The sequence below is a fragment of the Roseibaca calidilacus genome, assembly GCF_001517585.1.
Taxonomy (GTDB): Bacteria; Pseudomonadota; Alphaproteobacteria; order Rhodobacterales; family Rhodobacteraceae; genus Roseinatronobacter; species Roseinatronobacter calidilacus.
Genome location: NZ_FBYC01000004.1, coordinates 1,269,663 through 1,288,696, shown reverse-complemented (window position 1 = coordinate 1,288,696; position 19,034 = coordinate 1,269,663). Strand labels below are relative to the sequence as shown.

At 62.5% G+C, this 19,034-nt stretch carries 22 protein-coding genes; 12 read left to right on the top strand and 10 right to left on the bottom strand.

Annotation, left to right across the window (positions count from 1 at the left end; all coding sequences use genetic code 11):
• Positions 1 to 98: 98 nt before the first annotated feature.
• Both AWT76_RS09910 and AWT76_RS09905 read right to left on the bottom strand, forming a co-directional pair.
• Positions 99 to 953: a TIGR00282 family metallophosphoesterase gene (locus AWT76_RS09910; RefSeq protein WP_141655929.1), complete on the bottom strand. Its 855-nt coding sequence runs from the start codon at positions 951 to 953 to the stop codon at positions 99 to 101.
• 105 nt (positions 954 to 1,058) lie between these two features.
• Complete coding sequence (locus tag AWT76_RS09905) at positions 1,059 to 1,508, bottom strand: D-galactarate dehydratase (RefSeq protein WP_141655928.1); 450 nt, start codon at positions 1,506 to 1,508, stop codon at positions 1,059 to 1,061.
• 84 nt (positions 1,509 to 1,592) lie between these two features.
• Between AWT76_RS09905 and moaA the strand changes: the two genes are divergently transcribed.
• Positions 1,593 to 2,597, top strand: coding sequence for a GTP 3',8-cyclase MoaA (moaA, locus tag AWT76_RS09900; protein WP_072246206.1), 1,005 nt, complete (start codon positions 1,593 to 1,595; stop codon positions 2,595 to 2,597).
• A gap of 20 nt (positions 2,598 to 2,617) precedes the next feature.
• Here moaA and AWT76_RS09895 read toward each other — a convergent pair whose 3' ends face one another.
• Positions 2,618 to 3,520 carry a glycosyltransferase 61 family protein gene (locus AWT76_RS09895; protein ID WP_176699379.1) on the bottom strand — a complete coding sequence of 301 codons (903 nt, stop codon included), beginning with the start codon at positions 3,518 to 3,520 and terminating at the stop codon, positions 2,618 to 2,620.
• A gap of 239 nt (positions 3,521 to 3,759) precedes the next feature.
• Between AWT76_RS09895 and AWT76_RS09890 the strand changes: the two genes are divergently transcribed.
• From AWT76_RS09890 to AWT76_RS16985, 4 genes are all read left to right on the top strand, one after another.
• Positions 3,760 to 4,359: a (d)CMP kinase gene (locus AWT76_RS09890; protein ID WP_072246204.1), complete on the top strand. Its 600-nt coding sequence runs from the start codon at positions 3,760 to 3,762 to the stop codon at positions 4,357 to 4,359.
• Between the two features lie 97 nt (positions 4,360 to 4,456).
• The gene (rlmJ, locus tag AWT76_RS09885; RefSeq protein ID WP_072246203.1) at positions 4,457 to 5,233 is read left to right on the top strand and encodes a 23S rRNA (adenine(2030)-N(6))-methyltransferase RlmJ; all 777 of its coding nucleotides are present in this window, start codon (positions 4,457 to 4,459) and stop codon (positions 5,231 to 5,233) included.
• Positions 5,234 to 5,486: 253 nt separating this feature from the next.
• Entirely contained in the window at positions 5,487 to 7,166 is a 1,680-nt protein-coding gene (gene rpsA / locus AWT76_RS09880) for a 30S ribosomal protein S1 (protein ID WP_072246202.1), read from the top strand.
• A 263-nt stretch (positions 7,167 to 7,429) separates the two neighbouring features.
• Complete coding sequence (locus AWT76_RS16985; protein ID WP_176699378.1) at positions 7,430 to 7,591, top strand: glycine zipper domain-containing protein; 162 nt, start codon at positions 7,430 to 7,432, stop codon at positions 7,589 to 7,591.
• Between the two features lie 429 nt (positions 7,592 to 8,020).
• Here the strand turns inward: AWT76_RS16985 and AWT76_RS09875 are convergent, their stop codons facing one another.
• The 6 genes from AWT76_RS09875 to AWT76_RS09850 all read right to left on the bottom strand — a co-directional run bounded on the left by AWT76_RS09875 (position 8,021) and on the right by AWT76_RS09850 (position 11,808).
• Positions 8,021 to 8,485 carry a PTS sugar transporter subunit IIA gene (locus AWT76_RS09875; protein ID WP_072246201.1) on the bottom strand — a complete coding sequence of 155 codons (465 nt, stop codon included), beginning with the start codon at positions 8,483 to 8,485 and terminating at the stop codon, positions 8,021 to 8,023.
• 77 nt (positions 8,486 to 8,562) lie between these two features.
• Positions 8,563 to 9,135: a ribosome hibernation-promoting factor, HPF/YfiA family gene (hpf, locus tag AWT76_RS09870; RefSeq protein ID WP_072246200.1), complete on the bottom strand. Its 573-nt coding sequence runs from the start codon at positions 9,133 to 9,135 to the stop codon at positions 8,563 to 8,565.
• Positions 9,136 to 9,308: 173 nt separating this feature from the next.
• Positions 9,309 to 10,070 (bottom strand): LPS export ABC transporter ATP-binding protein, encoded by a 762-nt coding sequence (gene lptB, locus AWT76_RS09865; protein ID WP_072246199.1) that lies wholly within the window; start codon positions 10,068 to 10,070, stop codon positions 9,309 to 9,311.
• A gap of 6 nt (positions 10,071 to 10,076) precedes the next feature.
• On the bottom strand, positions 10,077 to 10,532 hold the full coding sequence (locus tag AWT76_RS09860) for an LptA/OstA family protein (protein ID WP_072247629.1): 456 nt from the start codon (positions 10,530 to 10,532) through the stop codon (positions 10,077 to 10,079).
• A 53-nt stretch (positions 10,533 to 10,585) separates the two neighbouring features.
• Complete coding sequence (locus AWT76_RS09855; RefSeq protein ID WP_072246198.1) at positions 10,586 to 11,197, bottom strand: hypothetical protein; 612 nt, start codon at positions 11,195 to 11,197, stop codon at positions 10,586 to 10,588.
• Complete coding sequence (locus tag AWT76_RS09850; protein ID WP_072246197.1) at positions 11,197 to 11,808, bottom strand: ribonuclease D; 612 nt, start codon at positions 11,806 to 11,808, stop codon at positions 11,197 to 11,199. Before AWT76_RS09850 ends, AWT76_RS09855 begins: the two co-directional genes overlap by 1 nt.
• A gap of 137 nt (positions 11,809 to 11,945) precedes the next feature.
• Here AWT76_RS09850 and trhA point away from each other — a divergent pair, with 137 nt between their 5' ends.
• From trhA to AWT76_RS09820, 6 genes are all read left to right on the top strand, one after another.
• Positions 11,946 to 12,626 carry a PAQR family membrane homeostasis protein TrhA gene (gene trhA, locus AWT76_RS09845; RefSeq protein ID WP_072246196.1) on the top strand — a complete coding sequence of 227 codons (681 nt, stop codon included), beginning with the start codon at positions 11,946 to 11,948 and terminating at the stop codon, positions 12,624 to 12,626.
• A 69-nt stretch (positions 12,627 to 12,695) separates the two neighbouring features.
• The gene (locus AWT76_RS09840; protein ID WP_072246195.1) at positions 12,696 to 12,896 is read left to right on the top strand and encodes a hypothetical protein; all 201 of its coding nucleotides are present in this window, start codon (positions 12,696 to 12,698) and stop codon (positions 12,894 to 12,896) included.
• Positions 12,897 to 13,062: 166 nt separating this feature from the next.
• Positions 13,063 to 14,046: an XdhC family protein gene (locus AWT76_RS09835; RefSeq protein ID WP_141655927.1), complete on the top strand. Its 984-nt coding sequence runs from the start codon at positions 13,063 to 13,065 to the stop codon at positions 14,044 to 14,046.
• Positions 14,043 to 15,047 carry a molybdopterin-binding protein gene (locus AWT76_RS09830; protein ID WP_072246193.1) on the top strand — a complete coding sequence of 335 codons (1,005 nt, stop codon included), beginning with the start codon at positions 14,043 to 14,045 and terminating at the stop codon, positions 15,045 to 15,047. The genes AWT76_RS09835 and AWT76_RS09830 overlap by 4 nt, the downstream gene beginning before the upstream one ends.
• 274 nt (positions 15,048 to 15,321) lie before the next feature.
• Positions 15,322 to 15,636: a hypothetical protein gene (locus tag AWT76_RS09825; protein ID WP_072246192.1), complete on the top strand. Its 315-nt coding sequence runs from the start codon at positions 15,322 to 15,324 to the stop codon at positions 15,634 to 15,636.
• Positions 15,637 to 15,873: 237 nt separating this feature from the next.
• Positions 15,874 to 16,326, top strand: coding sequence for an MmcB family DNA repair protein (locus AWT76_RS09820; RefSeq protein WP_072247628.1), 453 nt, complete (start codon positions 15,874 to 15,876; stop codon positions 16,324 to 16,326).
• 18 nt (positions 16,327 to 16,344) lie between these two features.
• Here AWT76_RS09820 and AWT76_RS09815 read toward each other — a convergent pair whose 3' ends face one another.
• Positions 16,345 to 16,938, bottom strand: coding sequence for an invasion associated locus B family protein (locus tag AWT76_RS09815; protein WP_072246191.1), 594 nt, complete (start codon positions 16,936 to 16,938; stop codon positions 16,345 to 16,347).
• A gap of 526 nt (positions 16,939 to 17,464) precedes the next feature.
• Here AWT76_RS09815 and AWT76_RS09810 point away from each other — a divergent pair.
• The gene (locus AWT76_RS09810; protein WP_072246190.1) at positions 17,465 to 18,976 is read left to right on the top strand and encodes a helicase HerA-like domain-containing protein; all 1,512 of its coding nucleotides are present in this window, start codon (positions 17,465 to 17,467) and stop codon (positions 18,974 to 18,976) included.
• Positions 18,977 to 19,034 lie beyond the last annotated feature (58 nt).

Genomic DNA, 19,034 nt, shown 5'->3' with positions numbered 1-19,034 from the left:
TTGGGCGCAGCAATGCCACCATCCTTGTGAAGGTCGGCACCCTCCAGCTGCGCTTGCCCCGCACAGCCCGAACATGCGGGCGCGGGTAGCCGGCGTGGTCAGCCCGCGCCTTGGGCTAGGGGCGGCAGTTCTACCGAGGCGGGGCCAGAGGCGGCCAGCCGCCCGCCCGCCCGCACCATCTGGGCGCGCGTGGCGCGTCCGGTCGCGTCGTCGGTTTCGACATATAGACCGCAGAGCGTGGCCTCGCCCATGGCCGGCTCGAACCGGGTGCGCGCCATGCCGGTGATGAAGCGGCGCATGGGTTCGTCTTTCTTCATGCCAATGACCGAATCGTAGTCGCCACACATGCCAGCATCCGACTGATACGCCGTGCCGCCGGGCAGAATCTGCGCATCTGCCGTCGGGATATGGGTATGCGTGCCCACCACCACACTGGCGCGCCCGTCGCACCAATGGCCCATGGCGGTCTTCTCGGATGTGGCCTCGCAATGAATGTCGATCAGGCTGGCCTGCACCATGCCGCCGGGCGGGTGGGCGCGCAGAACCGGGTCCACCGCCGAAAACGGGTCGGAATAGGGTTGTTTCATGAACACCTGCCCCAAGGCCTGCGCCACCAGCACCCGCCGCCCGCGCGCATCGGTGAACACATGCGCGCCATGGCCGGGCGCTCCGGATTTGGCAATGTTCAGCGGCCGAATAATGCGCGGTTCCTGCGCGCAGTATTCGCGCATGGCGCGTTGGTCGAAAGCGTGGTCACCCAGTGTCAGGCAATCCGCGCCGGCGGCAAGCAGCGCCTTGGCGTGCTCGGGCGACAGGCCCGCGCCGCCCGTCGCATTCTCGCCATTGACCACCACGAAATCGAGCGCCCATGCCGTGCGCAGCACCGGCAGCCAGCCGGTGAGTGCAGCGCGGCCCGCCCGGCCCATCACATCGCCAAGAAAAAGCAGTTTCATGGCGCAAGGCTTAGGGCCGATAGCAGGGCAGGGCAAGAGCGAAGCCGCATGGCGCTGCCCAGCGCGCGTAAAGCGCGGCAACCTCTGCGCGTTCTGGCCTGCTTGCTACTCGGCAAAGACCTCTAGCGGCAGTAGCTGTGTCAACGGCACGTCCAATGCCCGGAATGCGGCCAGCGACAACTGACTGCCTGCGCCGGGGGGCGCGCCAGAGGGGCGCAATTCCACCCGCAGCGCGCCGCCGCCATCTGTCCGCACCACGCGGCCCGGTTCTACGCGTGTCACCAGCCCGGTGCGCAGCCATAGGCCCTGTTCGGTCGGGCTGCCAAGGCTGGCCAGCGTGGTCCCCAAAGCTGCCGCCCCTGCGTTGCCCGGTGTGTCAGGCATGTCGCGCGACCCGTCCGGGCGTGCTTCGGGGCGTGGCGTATCGCCATCGGGGCTTGCCACGGCGACGCGTGGCGCATCTGGCGGCGTGCCTGTGCCAAAGCCGCCCAAGGGCGAAAGTTCGCACCCGGCCATGATAGCACCCGCACAGCATAGAAGGACAACAAGTTTCATGCGCGCCAGTCTAATGCCAATGTGCAGTTGCGGCAATCACATATACTCTTGTCCGGGGGCGGGTCAGTGGCTAGTTTGCCCGCTATGACAGCCCCTTTGATCGACCCGTTCGCCCGTCCCATCTCTTATTTGCGCGTGTCCGTGACGGACCGCTGCGATTTTCGATGTGTCTATTGCATGGCCGAGAACATGACCTTTCTGCCCAAGAAGGAATTGTTGACGCTGGAAGAACTGGACCGGATGTGTTCGACCTTCATCCGGCTTGGGGTGAAAAAGCTGCGCATCACCGGGGGTGAACCGCTGGTGCGCAAGGGGATCATGACGTTTTTTCGCGATATGCGGCGGCATCTGGACAGTGGCGCGTTGAAAGAACTGACGCTGACCACCAATGGCAGCCAGCTGCGCAAATTCGCGGCTGAGCTTGCCGATTGCGGCGTGCGGCGTATCAACATCTCGCTTGACACGTTGGATGATCGCAAATTCGCCGAGGTTACGCGCTGGGGCAAGCTGGCACAGGTGATGGACGGGATCGACGCCGCGCAGGAAGCGGGGCTGCGTGTGAAGCTGAACGCGGTGGCACTGAAAGGCTTTAACGAAGCAGAGCTGTTCACCCTGACCGAATTTTGCGCGCGCCGCGACATGGACCTGACTTGGATAGAGGTCATGCCCATGGGCGATCTGGGCAACGAGGACCGGCTGGACCAGTATTGGCCGCTGTCGGACCTGCGCAAGCGGTTGGCCGAGCGCTACACGCTGAGCGATCTGGCAGAGCGCTCTGGCGGGCCTGCGCGCTATGTCCGGCTGGAGGAAACGGGCCAGAAAATCGGCTTTATCACGCCGCTTACGCATAATTTCTGCGAAAGCTGCAACCGCGTGCGGCTGACCTGCACCGGGGAATTGTATATGTGCCTTGGGCAAGAGGACATGGCCGACCTGCGTGCGCCCTTGCGGGCCAGCGCCAGTGACGCGCCCTTGGAAGCCGCCATCCGCGCCGCGATCAGCCGCAAACCCAAAGGCCATGATTTTGACTATTCGCGCCAAGCCGTGGACGGGCAAATGACCCGCCACATGAGCCATACGGGCGGTTGACGCCACGATCCGAGCGCGCGTCACGCCGAGAATAGGCAATCCGACAGCATGGACCCGAACCGTGCGGCATTGATACCCTGAGCGGCTATCATCTGCGCATGGGGTATGAAATGTGTTCTTTGCGCAAAGCCTTTTGCCCGCGCGATGGTGACGTAGTTTTGGTTCATGCGCTCTTCGGACCCGTAGGGCTCGGGGACGAACAGGTCCACCGGCAGACCTTCGGCATCGCGCATTAGAATTAGCGCATGAAAAGCCGAACCCACGGGACCGGCGATACGTTCGGACCGCGCATAAATCGCCAGTTGTTCGGAAACTGACAAGGTCTCGGGCGCGATTATAGTCCATCCCTCAGAGGCTAGCCGCTCCTCGAATTCCGCCATGCCGGGCAGGAATCGCCGTGACTGTATCCCGCGCGATAGCCACGTGCGACGTCCGGGTTCTGGACGCCATGGGACTTTCGCGAGGAAACTGCGCTGTGGCGCGGTGAACTCGTGCTGGATGACGTAGCCGGGCACCGAAAGCCGCAGGTCGCCCACGTGGCACGGCTCCACAACGAAGACATGCGGCCCTGCCACGCCGAGAATGCTTAGTAGCTCAGCCTGCCAAGGCAGAAACCCATGCGTCGCCTGATCGGCACGGGCCGACCAGATCAGCGGGTAGTCGGGGGCATGGTCGCGATCGTGCAGACGGCTCAGGCTTTCCAGCAGGAAATGGCCGAACCGATGATCGAGAATCCCAGCGTACAACCCGCGCGCGTGTGAATCGGCGACTTGGACGACCGGCGCAGGGTCGAGCGTGGCGTAGCGCGATCCGTCCTGGAATACGCGCGTCAGCCGCGTCTGCGGCAGGAACTGGCCGTCCGGCCCTTGGATACCCGCGCTCATAGTTTCCGGCGTCCAGCCGACAAGACGGGTCGGGTGCACGATGGCATCCGCAATGTGGATTGTCCCACATTCTGCTTGGAGTTCTTTTCCGTTTTCCATAGCTTGATGCATATGTCTCGCGCGCTCGTTTTATTCTTGCCGTTGACGGCCATGCCTATGCTGCACTATTGCTACTTTAAATTCAATTGTAATGCGAAATTCGGCATTACGAGTTTTGCTTTCGCCGCAAGCTTTGCGATATTATGCGATTGGCACTTACTGGGAAAGTCGATCCAGATATGCGCTTTACCGTTGCAATAGACGGCCCTGCAGCCGCAGGAAAAGGCACGATCTCTCGCGCTATCGCGCGCGAGTTCGGGTTTGCGCATCTCGACACGGGTTTGTTGTATCGGGCCGTCGGCATGAAAGGCGGCGACCCGGTTCTGGCAGCGCGCAGCCTGTCGCCTGACGATTTGGCGCGCGACGGGTTGCGCAGCCTTGCCGCAGGAGAGGCCGCAAGCCGCGTGGCGGTCTTGCCGGAAGTGCGCGCAGCACTTGTGGCCTTTCAGCGCGATTTCGCCCGGCGCGAGGGCGGCGCGGTGCTGGATGGGCGCGATATCGGCACGGTTATCTGCCCCGAAGCCGAAGTAAAGCTGTTTGTCACCGCCAGCGCCGAGACGCGCGCGCGGCGTCGTTGGCTGGAAGCGGGCGAAGATGGCAGCTACGCGGACGTGCTCGCGCAGGTTCGTGCCCGCGATGCCCGCGATATGGGACGGGCCGATGCGCCGTTACTTGCGGCGCCGGATGCGATCTTGCTGGACACGACCGAGATGACGGTCACGCAGGCAATCGAGGCGGCGAAAGCCGTGATCGCCACGCGCCTGGCAGAGAATGCATGATCTGGCGCCTGTTACCCTGCATGTTGGTTTTGGGCCGTTTGCAAATCCTTGATCCCGGGGCTTATGTCGGCCCCGACTCTCTGGATCGTTAGTCCCCATGTTGTCGTATCAACACCTGTTTCATGCGGGCAACCCGGCCGATGTGCACAAACACGCGCTGCTGGCGTGGTTGCTGGCCTATATGACCGCCAAGGACAAACCGCTCAGCTATATCGAAACCCATGCCGGGCGGGGGCTATACGACCTTGACGCGCCGCAAGCGGTCAAGACGGGCGAGGCAGCCGCGGGGATCACCCGTGCCCAAGCGCTGTTTGCACCAGCTCATCCCTATATCCGCGCGCTGGCGGCGACCCGCGCGGCGCATGGCGCCGCCGCCTATCCCGGCTCTCCGCTGATTGCCGCGCATGCTCTGCGCGCGATGGACAGAATCACATTGGCAGAACTGCACCCGCAGGAATACGACGCCCTGTCGCGTAACATGGCAGGGCAGGGCGCGCGGGTTTACAAGCGCGACGGGCTGGACATGGCAGTCGCCATCTGCCCGCCCACACCCCGGCGCGGCGTGCTGATGGTGGACCCGTCCTACGAGGTGAAATCGGATTACGCCACGCTGCCCCGCGTGTTGGGCCAGATCGCGCGCAAGTGGAACGTGGGCGTTCTGGTGCTGTGGTATCCCATTTTGCGTGATGGGCCGCATGATGCGCTGACCGCTGCCCTGCGGGCCGAAATGCCCGAGATTGCCTGTTTCGAAGCGCGTTTCCAGCCCGCGCGGCCCGGCCACCGCATGATCGGGTCTGGCATGGCGGTGCTGCGCGCGCCTTGGGGCATGGCCGAAGAAGCCACCCGCATCGCGGGATTTCTGCAAAACCTGTAGCAAAGCCCCGCCGATTACGCCGATTCCGCGCTCAAACCCTTGCCACGACGGCCCTGACCCCTTATGGACACGCGCAATCAGGGGGCTTTTCACGCCTTATGCGCAACTGGAACAGGGCCGGGCAGATGCCATGGCCTGTATGTGTGTTTTCATGTTCCGCGCGCGGCGTGGTAATCATGCCCCACTGGTGCCAACCCAAGACCGGCGGAGTCAACCGTCTGGCCAGCAACATGAACAAAGGAAACTGATCTGAATGTGCGCTAAAGCAACCATGGAAGACTTCGAGGCAATGCTCAACGAGAGCCTCGAAATGGACACGCCCGCTGAAGGCAGTGTCGTGACCGGCAAGGTCATCGCTATCGAGGCCGGACAGGCCATCATCGATGTCGGCTACAAGATGGAAGGCCGCGTCGAACTGAAAGAATTCGCAAATCCGGGTGAAGCCCCCAATGTCGCCGTTGGTGACGAGGTTGAGGTGTTCCTGGAGCGTGTCGAGAATGCCCGCGGCGAAGCCGTGGTCAGCCGCGACAAGGCCCGCCGCGAAGCCGCGTGGGACAAGCTGGAAAAAGCCTATGCCGACGAATCCCGCGTCGAAGGCGCGATCTTCGGGCGCGTCAAGGGTGGCTTCACCGTCGATCTGGGCGGTGCCGTGGCCTTCCTGCCCGGCTCTCAGGTCGATGTGCGCCCCGTGCGCGACGCAGGCCCGCTGATGGGTCTGAAGCAGCCTTTCCAGATTTTGAAAATGGACCGTCGCCGCGGCAATATCGTCGTGTCGCGCCGCGCCATCCTGGAAGAAAGCCGCGCCGAACAGCGCGCCGAAGTCATTGCCAAGCTGGCCGAAGGTCAGACCGTGGACGGTGTGGTCAAGAACATCACCGAATATGGCGCATTCGTGGATCTGGGCGGCGTTGACGGTCTGCTGCACGTCACCGACATGGCATGGCGCCGCGTCAACCACCCGTCCGAGGTTGTCACCATCGGCGAATCGATCAAGGTGCAGGTCATCAAGATCAACAAGGACACGCACCGCATTTCGCTGGGCATCAAGCAGTTGCAGGCCGATCCGTGGGATTCGGTCGAGCGCGATTACCCGCTGGAATCCGTCCATATGGGCCGCGTGACCAACATCACCGATTACGGCGCATTCGTCGAACTGGAAGCCGGTGTCGAAGGTCTGGTCCATGTCTCGGAAATGAGCTGGACCAAGAAGAACGTGCATCCCGGCAAGATCGTTTCCACCTCTCAGGAAGTGGAAGTCATGGTGCTTGAAATCGACAGCGCCAAGCGCCGCGTGTCGCTGGGCCTAAAGCAGACTCTGCGCAACCCGTGGGAGCAGTTCGCCGAAAGCAACCCGACCGGCACCCAGATCGAGGGCGAGGTCAAGAACATCACCGAATTCGGTCTGTTCGTGGGGCTGGAGGGCGATATCGACGGCATGGTGCACCTGTCCGACCTAAGCTGGGACCAGCGCGGCGAGGATGCGATCCAGAACTACCGCAAGGGCGATATCGTTCAGGCGGTCGTGTCCGAGGTCGATGTCGAGAAAGAGCGCATTTCGCTCTCCATCAAGGCACTGGCCAATGACAACTTCTCGGAAGCTGTCGAAGGCGTGAAGCGCGGCTCGATCGTGACCTGCGAAGTCACCTCTATCGAGGATGGCGGCATCGAGGTCATCTATAACGATATGAAAGCCTTCATCCGCCGCTCCGACCTGGCCCGCGACCGTGCCGACCAGCGCCCGGAACGCTTCCAGGTGGGTGACAAGGTTGATGCGCGTGTGACCTCGGTCGACGCCAAGACCCGCCGTCTGGGCCTGTCGATCAAGGCGCGCGAGATCGCGGAAGAGAAAGAGGCCGTGGAACAGTTCGGATCGTCCGACGCAGGCGCAAGCCTGGGCGATATCCTGGGCGCCGCGCTCAAGGACCGCGACTGATCTTAGCGGATCGAAGGAACAAGAACGGCCGCAGCGAAAGCTGCGGCCTTTTTGGTTTTGAGAGCAACCATTGAGGAGACGCGCGGTTTGCCGCCGAGTTTAAGTTATCCGGCAAGAGGTTACTTGCCAGTGATATATCGTTTGGTATTCCCGGCGATATTGCGCGGTAAAGTTCGTCAAAGGCGAAACAAACCTGCGCAAGTTAAAACGCGCTATTTTGGCTATTTGCCAGATTTCTAGCAGTTACTCGGAAGGACAAGATCATGGGCATCGGGATCGGAACCGGATTGGCAGTCGGCGTCGCAGTCGGATATGCTATAGATAACATCACCTTAGGCATCGTCGTGGGGATAGCGATGGGTGCGTCTTTGGGCGCTGTCCTGTCGAGAACCAGTCGCGATCACGACGATGACGGTAAATCCTGACACACTTTTGGGTTTCGATTTTTTCGCAGAATCCCTGTGAAAAACTCATATTGTGAATTAGCAAGGATCAGTGATCAGGCCGATGAATAAGCGCTGAGTGTGGATATTATCGCGCTCGCGAAACAGTATGCTCGCTATGGCTGCCGCCGGATTGCGGCTTTGCTAACTGGACAGTGACCGCGCCGCTTGCGGCAGAGTGAGAAATCCTTCGCGAAGCCAACAGAGGTCGTTCATGCTTGACACAGCGAAGGTCTAGCAAGAGCATTTGAAGCTGCGTGGTGCGGAAGCTTTCAACGTTGGGTTTGTGTTCAAAGTTGCCTGTGAGCTATTGGCGCTCAACCAAAGCGGACTTTCCGAAATTGAGACCAGCGTCCGTGCCGTCTCGTGAAGCGGACTATTGGCCGCGTGTCAGATTAAGGAAATCCGCCCTCACGCCGCCTTCGTCACGCCTTCGCTCGACAAGATCTCGATGAATTTCGCAGGCTCGTCATTAGCGCGCAGTTTTTCGCACACCGCTGGGTTGCGCAGGGTGCGCGACACAAACGCCAGCGCTTTCAGGTGGTCCACCCCGGCATCGCGCGGGGCAAGCAGTGCAAAGACCAGATCGACCGGGCTTTTGTCGACCGAACCGTAATCCAGCGGGCGGTCCAGCTTCAGAAACACGCCCAGCACCCGGTCCAGCCCGTCCAGCCGGGCATGGGGCAGCGCCACGCCATGGCCGACACCCGTGGGGCCAAGGCTTTCGCGTTCCTGCAAGGCCTCGACCACGGCGCTTGCGTTCAGACCATAGACCGTGTGCGCCATCTCTCCCAAGGTTTGGAACAGGCGTTTTTTGCTGGTGGCCGATCCGATCACGCGCAGGGCCTCTGCATCCAGAAGCTGTGACATCTGCATAGGCTGTCTCCGTTCGGCGAAATGCAAAGCCGCGCCGAAGCCCGAAGGCCATGGCGCGGCGGGTCATTCGGGGTAGGTTATTGTTGCTGCGGGTCAACCCAGCCGACATTGCCGTCATCCCGACGGTAGACCACGTTCAGGCCGCCATGGCGTTCGTTGCGAAACACCAGAACGGGCGCATGGGCAAGTTCCATCTGCATCACGGCTTCCCCGGCAGAGAGGGAGGGAATCTTGGTCTCCATCTCGGCAATAATGATCGGTTGCAACGTGTCAGGCTCATCCGCCGATTCGTCATCGCTTGAGGCCAGCACATACGATGACGCGCCGCCAAACTCAACCGGGGTCGTGCGCTCGCGGTGGTGGTCTTTCAGGCGGCGCTTGTAGCGGCGCAGCTGCTTGTCCAGCTTTTCGCGGCATGATTCGAAGGCGGCGTAAATCTCGCCGGACTGCCCGCGCGCCTGCGCTGTCAGCCCGGTCGACAGATGCAGCGTGGCTTCGCAGACCATGTTATGCGCATCGCGGGAAAACACCACCACGGCTTCGGTCGGGCGCTGCTGGTATTTTTCAACCAATTCGCCGAATTCCGCTTTCACATGGGTTTGCAGCGCATCTCCGATGTCGATTTGCTTGCCGCTGATCTGGTAGCGCATGGGCCACTCCTTCTTGTTATCGGGGCGCGCGGACGCGACCCCGCTTGGGTCATTCTGCTCTGTCGCGCAACTTGGGGCGGTCGACAGTGCCCCCGAAGCGTCGGACCTTTTTGTGTATTTGGTGACAGATCGGGGGGCTTTGTCAACGGATGGCTGGGGACAGGATGAAAATCTCAGTCAAAGCCATCGGGACTGTCCAACCGGAAATCTTGGCCCAGATAGACGCGGCGCACGTCTTCATCGGCCACAACTTCGGCGGGTGTGCCGGCGCGCAGCACGCGACCGTCGTGCAGAATATAGGCGCGGTCCACGATGGCGAGGGTTTCGCGCACATTGTGGTCGGTAATCAGCACCCCCAGCCCGCGCGTTTTCAGATCGGCGACCAGCGCGCGGATTTCACCCACCGCGATCGGGTCAACGCCTGCGAATGGCTCGTCCAGCAGAACATAGCGCGGATTGGCGGCCAGCGCGCGGGCGATCTCGACCCGACGCCGCTCGCCGCCTGACAAGGCAAGGGCGGGCGCATCGCGCAGATGCGTGATCGAGAATTCGGTCAGCAAATGGTCCAGCGCATCCGCGCGCGCGGCTTTGTCACGCAGCCGGATTTCCAGCACTGACAGGATGTTTTGCGCCACGCTCAGGCCGCGAAAGATGCTCATTTCCTGCGGCAGGTAGCCCAGCCCCATCCGCGCGCGGCGAAACAGCGGCAGCCCGGTCGCATCTGCGCCGTTCAGGTGCACAGAGCCGCCTTCGTGTTTCACGATCCCGGCAATGCAATAGAAACAGGTGGTCTTGCCGCTGCCATTGGGGCCAAGCAGGGCGACCACCTCTCCGGGGTGAACATGCAACGAGATATCGCGCAGGATCAGCCGTTTGCCATAGCTTTTCTGAAGCTGAGACACTTCCAGCGCGTCATGCCCGTATTGCCCGTCCATACCGGGTTAACGGTCTGTCTGGATGATGGTGCGCACGCGGCCATCAAGCTGGCCCTGTCCGCTGCGCAGATTGACCGTCAGACGGTCGCCCGACAGCACATTGGGGCCTTGCGTCAGGATCACCGACCCGGTCATCCGCACGGTGCCTGCGTCTATGTCATAAACGGCTTCAAGCGCCTCTGCCGCTTCGACCGCAGTGACAAGGGTCACCCCGCCCGATGCTTCCAGCCGCGAAATGCGCGTGTCGTCGCCGCGAATATAGACCACCGTAATGGTCTGCGCCGCCAGCCGCATGTCGCCCTGTCCCAGCACGGCATTGCCGGAAAACGTGGTTGTGCCGCTGCTGTTATCGACCGTCAGCTTGTCCGAGCGCACCTCGACCGGTTTGCCGCGCACCGCGTTCAGCCCTTCAAAAGACAGGCTTGTGCCCTGCGCCACGGCCATCGGGGCAAGGCTTGTCATAAAGGCCGCCACGAGGGTGATATGTGCCAATGTGCGCAAGGTCGGTCCTCCGGTCAGTCTGGGCTGTATAACAGCCTGACATTACCCGTAAAGGCAAGTCTGTATCCACCGTCCGGGCCACCGCTGCGCGTCAGTTCCAGCGCATCGGCGCGAATTCTGCCCGCCGGGGCTGTTCCGTTTATGCCATCGGTGCCGGTCAGGCGGGTCTGGTCCAGTTGCGCCGTCAAGGCGCCCAGTTCCAGATCATAGCCATCGGAATTTTCCAGCATCACCGGCCCTTGCGCGGTCAGAACGCCTTCGGTCTGGTCCAAAAGCGCGCGGCTGGCGTCAAAGCGCAGGCTGCTGCTATCGGGAAAGCGCATCACGCCCTCGGGGTCGAGGAAGGTCAGCATCAAAGGGCCGGCCTCTATGGTCTGCGTGCCCGAGCGCACCGACCCTGCCGAGATGGTCAGCGCGGTGCCGTCGCGCGTGACACCTGCAAAGCGCGCCGTGGCAATGCGCGGCTCTCGGGTCAGGTCCGCAGGGTCCATGTCGGCAATGCCGGGGGCGCTGCTGGGGTCAATCGCGCGCGATACCAGAAATACGGTCATCAGCAGCAGCACCGCGCTTAGCGGCAGCCCAAGACGCAAGGCTCGCGTCAGGGTTTCGCGCAGCGGCGCGGTCATCAATGCGCGAAAATGTCGATGTCGGGCCAGCCGGCAATATCCAGCGTGGCACGGGTTGGCAGAAAGTCGAAACAAGCCTGTGCCAGATCGCGGCGGCCCTCTCGCACCAGCATGGCATCCAGCGCCTCGCGCAGCCGGTGCAAATGCAGCACATCAGACGCCGCATATGTCTGTTGCGCGTCGCTCAGCACTTCTGCCCCCCAGTCAGAGCTTTGCTGCTGCTTGGAGATATCGACGCCCAGCAATTCGGACAGAAGGTATTTCAGCCCGTGCCGGTCGGTATAGGTGCGCACCAATTTCGATGCGATCTTGGTGCAATAGACCGGCGCGCAGGTCACGCCATAGCTATGCGCCAGCAGCGCAATGTCGAACCGCCCGAAATGAAACAGTTTCAGCACGTCCGGATCGGCCAGCAAGCGGCACAGGTTTGGCGCGGGCTTGATGGGCAGCGACACCTGCACCAGATGCGCATCGCCATCCCCGCCCGACAATTGCACCACGCAAAGCCGGTCACGATGCGGATGCAGCCCCATGGCCTCGCAATCAATGGCCACGACCGCGCCCATGTCCAGCCCATCGGGCAGATCGTCCTTGTGAAGATGTATCGTCATTGACCCTGCGTATCCTTTGCGTGCGCCTTATTAACCCGGCTAAGAGGAATTGCGGCCAAAATCAAGGCAGCCGCACAACTGGCCTGCCATGGTCTGGTCATGTTTCCGGGCTAGGCTGTCGCCAGAAAGGACCGTTTATGGCTTGGATGCTTGCCCATCGTGACAGTTATTCGCCCGCCGAAACCCGGCTGGATGCCGGCATTCATGTTGCGGGGCTTGTGCTGGTGGGGTTGGGCGTGCCGGTGCTGTTGGCGATTGCCTTCGTGGTTGCGCGGCAAGATGGCGATGTGCGCCCGCTATGGGCCTGCGGTGTTTACGGGCTGGCGCTGGTAGCGATGATCGGGGCTTCGGCGCTGTTCAACCTGCTGCGCGAGGCGCGGCTGGCTTGGCTGTATCAACGGTTGGACCACAGCGCGATTTTCCTGAAAATTGCAGGCAGCTACACGCCGCTGACCTTCATTCCCGGCCACGGCATTGGCCTTGCGACGGCGCTTTGGCTGACGGCTTGCGCCGGTGTGGCGCTCAAGCTCTACTCTCCGGTGCGGTTCCGCGCGCTGGGGCTGGCGCTGTATCTGGGCATGGGCTGGGCCGGGGTCATGATCCTGCCGCAGCTTTGGGGCAGTCTGCCGCCTGCCAGCCTTGCGCTGATCCTTGCAGGCGGGGCGGTCTATACCTTGGGCGTTGTGTTCTATCTGGCCACGCGGCTGCGCTACCATTACGCGATCTGGCATGTCTGCGTTCTGGTGGCCAGCCTGATGATCTATGCCGCCATTCTGGGGCTGCTGGTCGCGCGTTGGGGGCAGTTGGCAGAAATTTGATCCAGATCACCCACAAAAGGTGATTCTCGTGTTAGGCTGGTCGTCAGGTTCTCTTCAAGAGGGCGACCCATGTTCGACGACACCAATCTGAACGGGCTTTATGGCGACCCCACAGTCGCGCATAACGCGATGATCGCGGCCTTGGCTGCGAAGGCGCTGGGGAAGATCTGCAACGACTCGGCCAAATGTTGCGAGCGGGAACGCGTGACGCGTTCTGCCGCGCGCAAGGCGAACCGGATCGTGCAACGCTGCAAGATCACCCGCAGCTAGCGCCGATCGCGTTGGATCGCAGCCACGCGCCCCGCGCTGGCGTTCCGCTTTTGCATGTCATTGCGCAAATCCACCCGTTTGGCCCGATATGGTCTAGGGCCTTTGTCCTACTGGCGTGCGGCGCGACATTCGGCCAACCTGCGGCAAAGCCGAGGGGGCCATGGCCATGACAGATCACGACAGCATTCCCGAAATCGCGCTGGCATGGGCGCAGGCGGGCGCGCGTGCGGCGCTTGCGACCGTGGTGCAGACATGGGGGTCCGCGCCGCGCCAACCCGGTGCGCAACTGGCCATCCACGAAGATGGGACGATGATGGGCTCTGTCTCTGGTGGCTGTGTCGAAGGCGCGGTGGTGCTAGAGGCGATAGAGGCGCTGGCCGATGGCCGCCCGCGCGTGCTGACCTATGGCGTGGCCGATGATACCGCTTTCGAGGTTGGGCTGGCCTGCGGTGGCACCATCCGCATTATGGTAGAACCGATTGGCCCGGACGCGCCCGCGCTGCACCCGGGCATGCTGGCCGATCTGGTCGCCGCCCGCGCCGCGCGCCGACCCATGGCGCTGCTGACCGATCTGGACACATTCGACCGCCAGTTGGTTGGCCCCGACGCGCCGGGGTTGGCCGCGCGGTTCCGCGCCGATCAATCCGGCCCTGATGCGGCGGGGCAGATGGTCACGCTGCACAACCCGCCCTTGCGGCTGGTGATCGTGGGTGCTGTGCATATTGCCCAAGCCTTGGTGCCCATGGCGCGGCTGGCGGGCTATGACCCGGTCGTGGTGGACCCGCGCGATGCCTTCGCCTCGGACGCGCGCTTTCCCGGTGTCACGCTGGCGCGCGATTGGCCGGATGAGGCGCTTGCGGCCATTGGCCTTGATGGTCGCACAGCGGTGGTAACGCTGACCCATGACAGCAAGCTTGATGACCCCGCGATCATTGCGGCGTTGCGCTCGGACGTATTCTATCTGGGCTGTCTGGGGTCCAGCCGCACCCATGCCAAACGGGTGGACCGTTTGCGCGCGGCGGGGCTGGGTGATGCCGATCTTGCGCGCATCCATGCGCCCGTGGGCCTGAATATCGGCGCGCGCAGCCCGTCCGAGATTGCCGTGGCGGTCATGGCGCAGATCACGCTAGCGCTGCGGGGCGCGACGTGAGGTTCGGCCCGGTTTCCTTGGACGAAGCCCTAGGCGCGGTGCTGGCCCATTCGCTGGCGCTGCCCGATGGGCGCTTGCGCAAGGGGTGCCGTCTTGACCTGCCAGAGATTGCCCGCCTGCGGGCCGCGGGCGTGACAGACCTGGTCGTGGCCCGGCCCGACCCCGGCGATATGCCCGAAGATGACGCGGCGCTGGCTGTCGCGCATGCCGTGGTGCGGGACGGTGCAGGCCTAAGCCTGCGCGCGGTCGGCACCGGGCGGGTGAATATTGTGGCGGATGTGCCGGGGCTTGTCGGCCTGGATGCAGATGCCATCCATGCGGTCAATGCCGTGGATGCGGCGATCACGCTCGCCACCTTGCCGCCGCTGATGCGGGTCGAGGCGGGGACCATGGTCGCCACTGTCAAGATCATTCCCTATGCCGTTGCAGGGGCGGCGGTCGCGCATGCGGCGCGGGCCGCGACGGATGCGCTGTCGCTGCACCGGCCCACCATTTCGCGCGCGGCGCTAATTCTGACCCGCGCGGGCGGGGCAGAACCGGGCGAAAAGGGCGCACGCGTGACCGCTGACCGGTTGGCCCGCTTGGGCGTAGCCATGGACCCCGCCCGCGTGGTGGATCATGACGCCAATGCGCTGGCCCAAGCCTTGCAAGACGCCCATGCGCCACTTGTGCTGATCCTGACCGGATCGGCCACATCCGACCTGCACGACACAGCACCCGAAGCCTTGCGCCGTGCGGGGGGCCATGTGCATCATTTCGGAATGCCCGTGGACCCCGGCAACCTGCTTTTCCTTGGCAATCTGCGGGGCCGCTCGGTGATCGGCCTGCCCGGATGCGCCAAAAGCCCCGCGTTGAACGGGGCCGATTGGGTGCTGGAGCGGGTTCTCTGCGGAATAACGGTCACCGCGTCCGATATTATGCGTATGGGGGTGGGCGGGCTGCTGACGGAAATCCCCTCGCGCCCGCGCCCGCGCAGGCAAGGGGAGAGGGGCGCAGAGTAACCCATGCGCCCCGGTGCTGGGCACGTTTCTAAGCATCCTTGCACCGCCTGTTGCCCCCAAAAGCGCGCAGCATGGTGCCGAAACACCCCCGCGTTCGGTGCAGCTGCCATGTTTGCAGGCAGGCCAGCCGCCGCACCGCCGATGCCAAGGAACTGCCGCGCGCCCCTACAAGCAGGTCGGGCGACATCTTGCCGCAAATGGCCCCGGCGCGGTTCCGGGCCTTGCTTTTATGGGGGAAAGGCGTATGTCCATAAACAGCAAAGGAGGCGCGACAATGCCCAAACTTGTGAAGGTTTATCTTCAGCAAATCGCCATCGGGTTTGGTTTGTCCGCCGTGTTTACCGCGATTTTGCTGTATATGAATGTCGGCAATCTGGGGCATCTGGTGTTCAACTCCAGCGACGGGCTGTTGGGCCTGTTCCTGATTTTCTTCTTCAACGGGCTTGTTTTCGCGGGTGTGCAATTTGCCATTCGCATTATGCGCATGGGCTATGACGATGACGATGACGACGATGATGATCGCGGCACGTCCATTCGCAGCTTTGACCCTGTGCCGGTGCGTGTCTCTGCGCAGGACGGGCGCAGATAAACGGGTGGCAGGCCCGCAGCGACCGTGGCGGCGTGAATTTCCGAGAACCTGAAGTTCAGGTGGGCGCCAGATAACACGGCCAGGACCGTGCCAGAGCCAGCCCCCTCGGACATGCGTATAGGCCACTGGAAAAGGGCCACGCACGCGAAGAGCAGAACCTGCCTGTATCACATCTAATGCGCCGCCCTGCGGCATTCAAGCGCCATCGCAGACTTGACCAATGTTCCCGATGTGTTCATGCTTGGCCCTATGGAAGAACAGGGCGTCGCACAGGGCATTTTGTTGGCGCGCGGCGTGTGCCGCGCCTTGGATGCTTTGGGCTTTGTCCCGATCTGCGAATATCCGGTGACGCGCAGCTTAAGGGTCGATGTGCTGGCGCTTGGCCCAAAAGGAGAGGTCTGGATCATCGAGTGCAAATCCAGCTTGGCCGATTTTCGGGCAGATCAGAAATGGCAGGGCTATCTGCCATGGTGTGACCGGTTTTTCTGGGCGGTTGGCCCGGATTTTCCCTGCACCATTTTGCCAGAGGGGCATGGCCTGTTCCTGGCCGATGCTTATGGCGGTGAAATGATGCGTATCGGGCCGGAAACACGGCTGGCCCCGGCGCGGCGCAAGGCGCTGTTGCTGGGGGTGGCGCAGGCGGCAGGGCGGCGCCTGCACCGAATGACAGATCCGCAAGGGCGCGGCTAGGCGCGCCCTTGCATGCGTTTATTCAAGGTCTTCAGACAGGTCGTTGAACGCGGCGGTAAAGCCGGTCAGCGACATGTTCAAGGTCACGGTCTGGTCAGGGGCCGCCACGGGGACAAGCTGCCATGTCGCTTCGGCACCGCCGCGGAATGCGTCCACTTCCTCGGCGGTAAAGCCTACGCGCGCGATGCAGCCGATCGCAGTGCAGAAGGTGAAAGGGTAGCGCTTGGCTGCGCCATCATCGACCTGCATGACAAGCTGCGCGGTCAAAAGCGTTTCCAAGGGCGTCAGCACGGTTGCACCTGCCACGGCCTCTTGCCCCTCGGGCAAGGGGAACAGCGTGATCTCTGCGGTGGCATTGCCATCTGCATCGCGCAGAAGCTGATACATCTGGCAGGGGTCTTCACCCTCTTCGGCGCGCATGCACACCAGTTCCCAATCGCCATGGGTCGCACCGGTATAGCTGGCATCGTCATCCGTGGCGCCGATCACCTCTCCCGTTGACAAATCCAACTCCGGCGTCTGCGCCTCTTCCTGGGCATGGGCGGGCAGCCCCAGCATGACAGCAATGGCGATGGCGGCGGGCCCGAAAGCACCTGCGGTTTTATTGGTCATGTTCGTCCTCGAATTCCAGCGAATTTCCTTGCGCCATAACATGGGGCTGGGGGCATGTCAGGCAAAAAAACCCGTATTCCTGTTGCTGAAATGGGGATTGGCGGTCCCTTGCCACCATGTCGGCCCGGCACCTGATAGGGCACAGCGCACATATGCAAACAGGGGCCCGAAGACCCCTGTTTATTTTATTTTTCGTTCTCTCCCTGTCGGACCGGCCGACTATTGAAGCAGAGCCTATGGTGAAAAAAATGTACCGTCAACACCTAAGATCACGGTTTTTTCACATCCTGTTTAGGGGGCTTGACCGAATTTTACCACGCGCCGCGTACTTGAAAAAAAGGCCGCACCCAAGGGCGCGGCCAGTCTGACAGGGAGGAAAACACATGCCCGGCAGGATGGTTGCAGCAAACACTGCCGGACAGATTTTTTGACCATGCCATGAAAAGGTAAACATCCCCTTTCCAAGATCGTGCGCGCTGGCCATACTTCGCACGATTTTGGGTAACTGCGACAAGGGTCGGGCAGAATGCATGTGCAAGTTCAAGGGGTTTTCGTGGGCGGTGGCGGGGCGGATCAGCGCGCGCCGCAAACACTGGCCCACAAGTTTGGCAACCGTCACGGGTTGATTGCCGGGGCGACCGGCACGGGCAAGACCATCACCATGCAGGTCTTGGCAGAGGAATTCGCCCGCGCAGGCGTGCCGGTCTTCCTAACCGACATCAAGGGCGATGTCAGCGGCATCGCCGTGGCCGGGCAGCCGAAGGATGTGCTGTTCAAGCGCGCCGACACGATCGGGCTGGAAGGCTACCATTTCGCTGGCAACCCAACCATCCTGTGGGATTTCTTCGGCGAGCATGGCCACCCGGTGCGCGCCACCATTGCCGAACTTGGCCCGCTTTTGCTGTCGCGGATGCTGGACCTGACAGAAGCGCAGGAAGGGGTTATTAACGTCGCCTTTCGCATTGCCGATGACGAAGGATTGCCGATCCTTGATCTGGACGACCTGCGCGCCGTGCTGATCCATCTGGGCGAACACCGCGCCGAGGTTTCGGCGCGCTACGGCAATGTGACAACCGCCAGCATTGGCGCGATCCAGCGCAAGCTTTTGGTGCTGGAAAACCAAGGTGCGGCGCATTTCTTTTCCGAACCCGCGTTGGAATTGTCGGATCTGATGCGCACAACCCCCGAGGGGCGCGGGGTTATCAGCATTCTGCACGCAGAGCGCCTTATGCGCAGCCCGCGGCTTTATGCGACCTTCTTGCTGTGGCTGCTGTCGGAATTGTTCGAGGAACTGCCAGAGGTCGGCAACCCCGACAAACCCAAGCTGGTTTTCTTCTTCGATGAAGCGCATTTGCTGTTCGACGGCGCGCCCAAAGCCCTGATCGACAAGGTCGAACAAGTGGCGCGGCTGATCCGGTCCAAGGGGGTGGGGGTGTATTTCGTAACCCAGAACCCCGATGACGTGCCCGATGACGTGCTGGGCCAGTTGGGCAACCGGGTGCAACACGCGCTGCGCGCCTTTACCGCCCGCGACCAGCAGGCGCTGCGGCGGGCGGCGGAAACCTACCGCCCCAACCCACGGTTCGACATTGCCGATGCGATCCGCGATGTCGGTGTGGGCGAGGCGGTGACATCCTTTCTGGAAGGCAAGGGCGTGCCCGGAATGGCCGAGCGTACGCTGATCCGCCCGCCCAGCAGCCAGATGGGGCCAATCGATGCCGCAACACGCGCGCAGGTTATGGCGTCCTCGCCGGTGTCGGGGAAATATGACCGCACCCTGAACCGCGAGTCCGCGCATGAAATACTGGCGCGACGGGCAGAGGCAGCGGCAGCGCAGGCCGAACAGACGCAAGAGGACCGCGAATTTACCGCCGCGCGGCGCTATGATCCGACCATGCCCAAAACCCGTGCCAAGCGGGTATCGCGCCGCGACACCCCGGTCGATGCTTTCGCCAAGTCCTTGGCGCGCCAGTTGGGCACGCGCACGGGCCGCGCGATCATGCGGGGTGTCTTGGGCGGGTTGTTCAAAGGGCGCTAGGCGCGGGGGGTATACGGGCACGCGCGGTGCGCGCGGCCCCTTTCGCTTTAGCCGATCC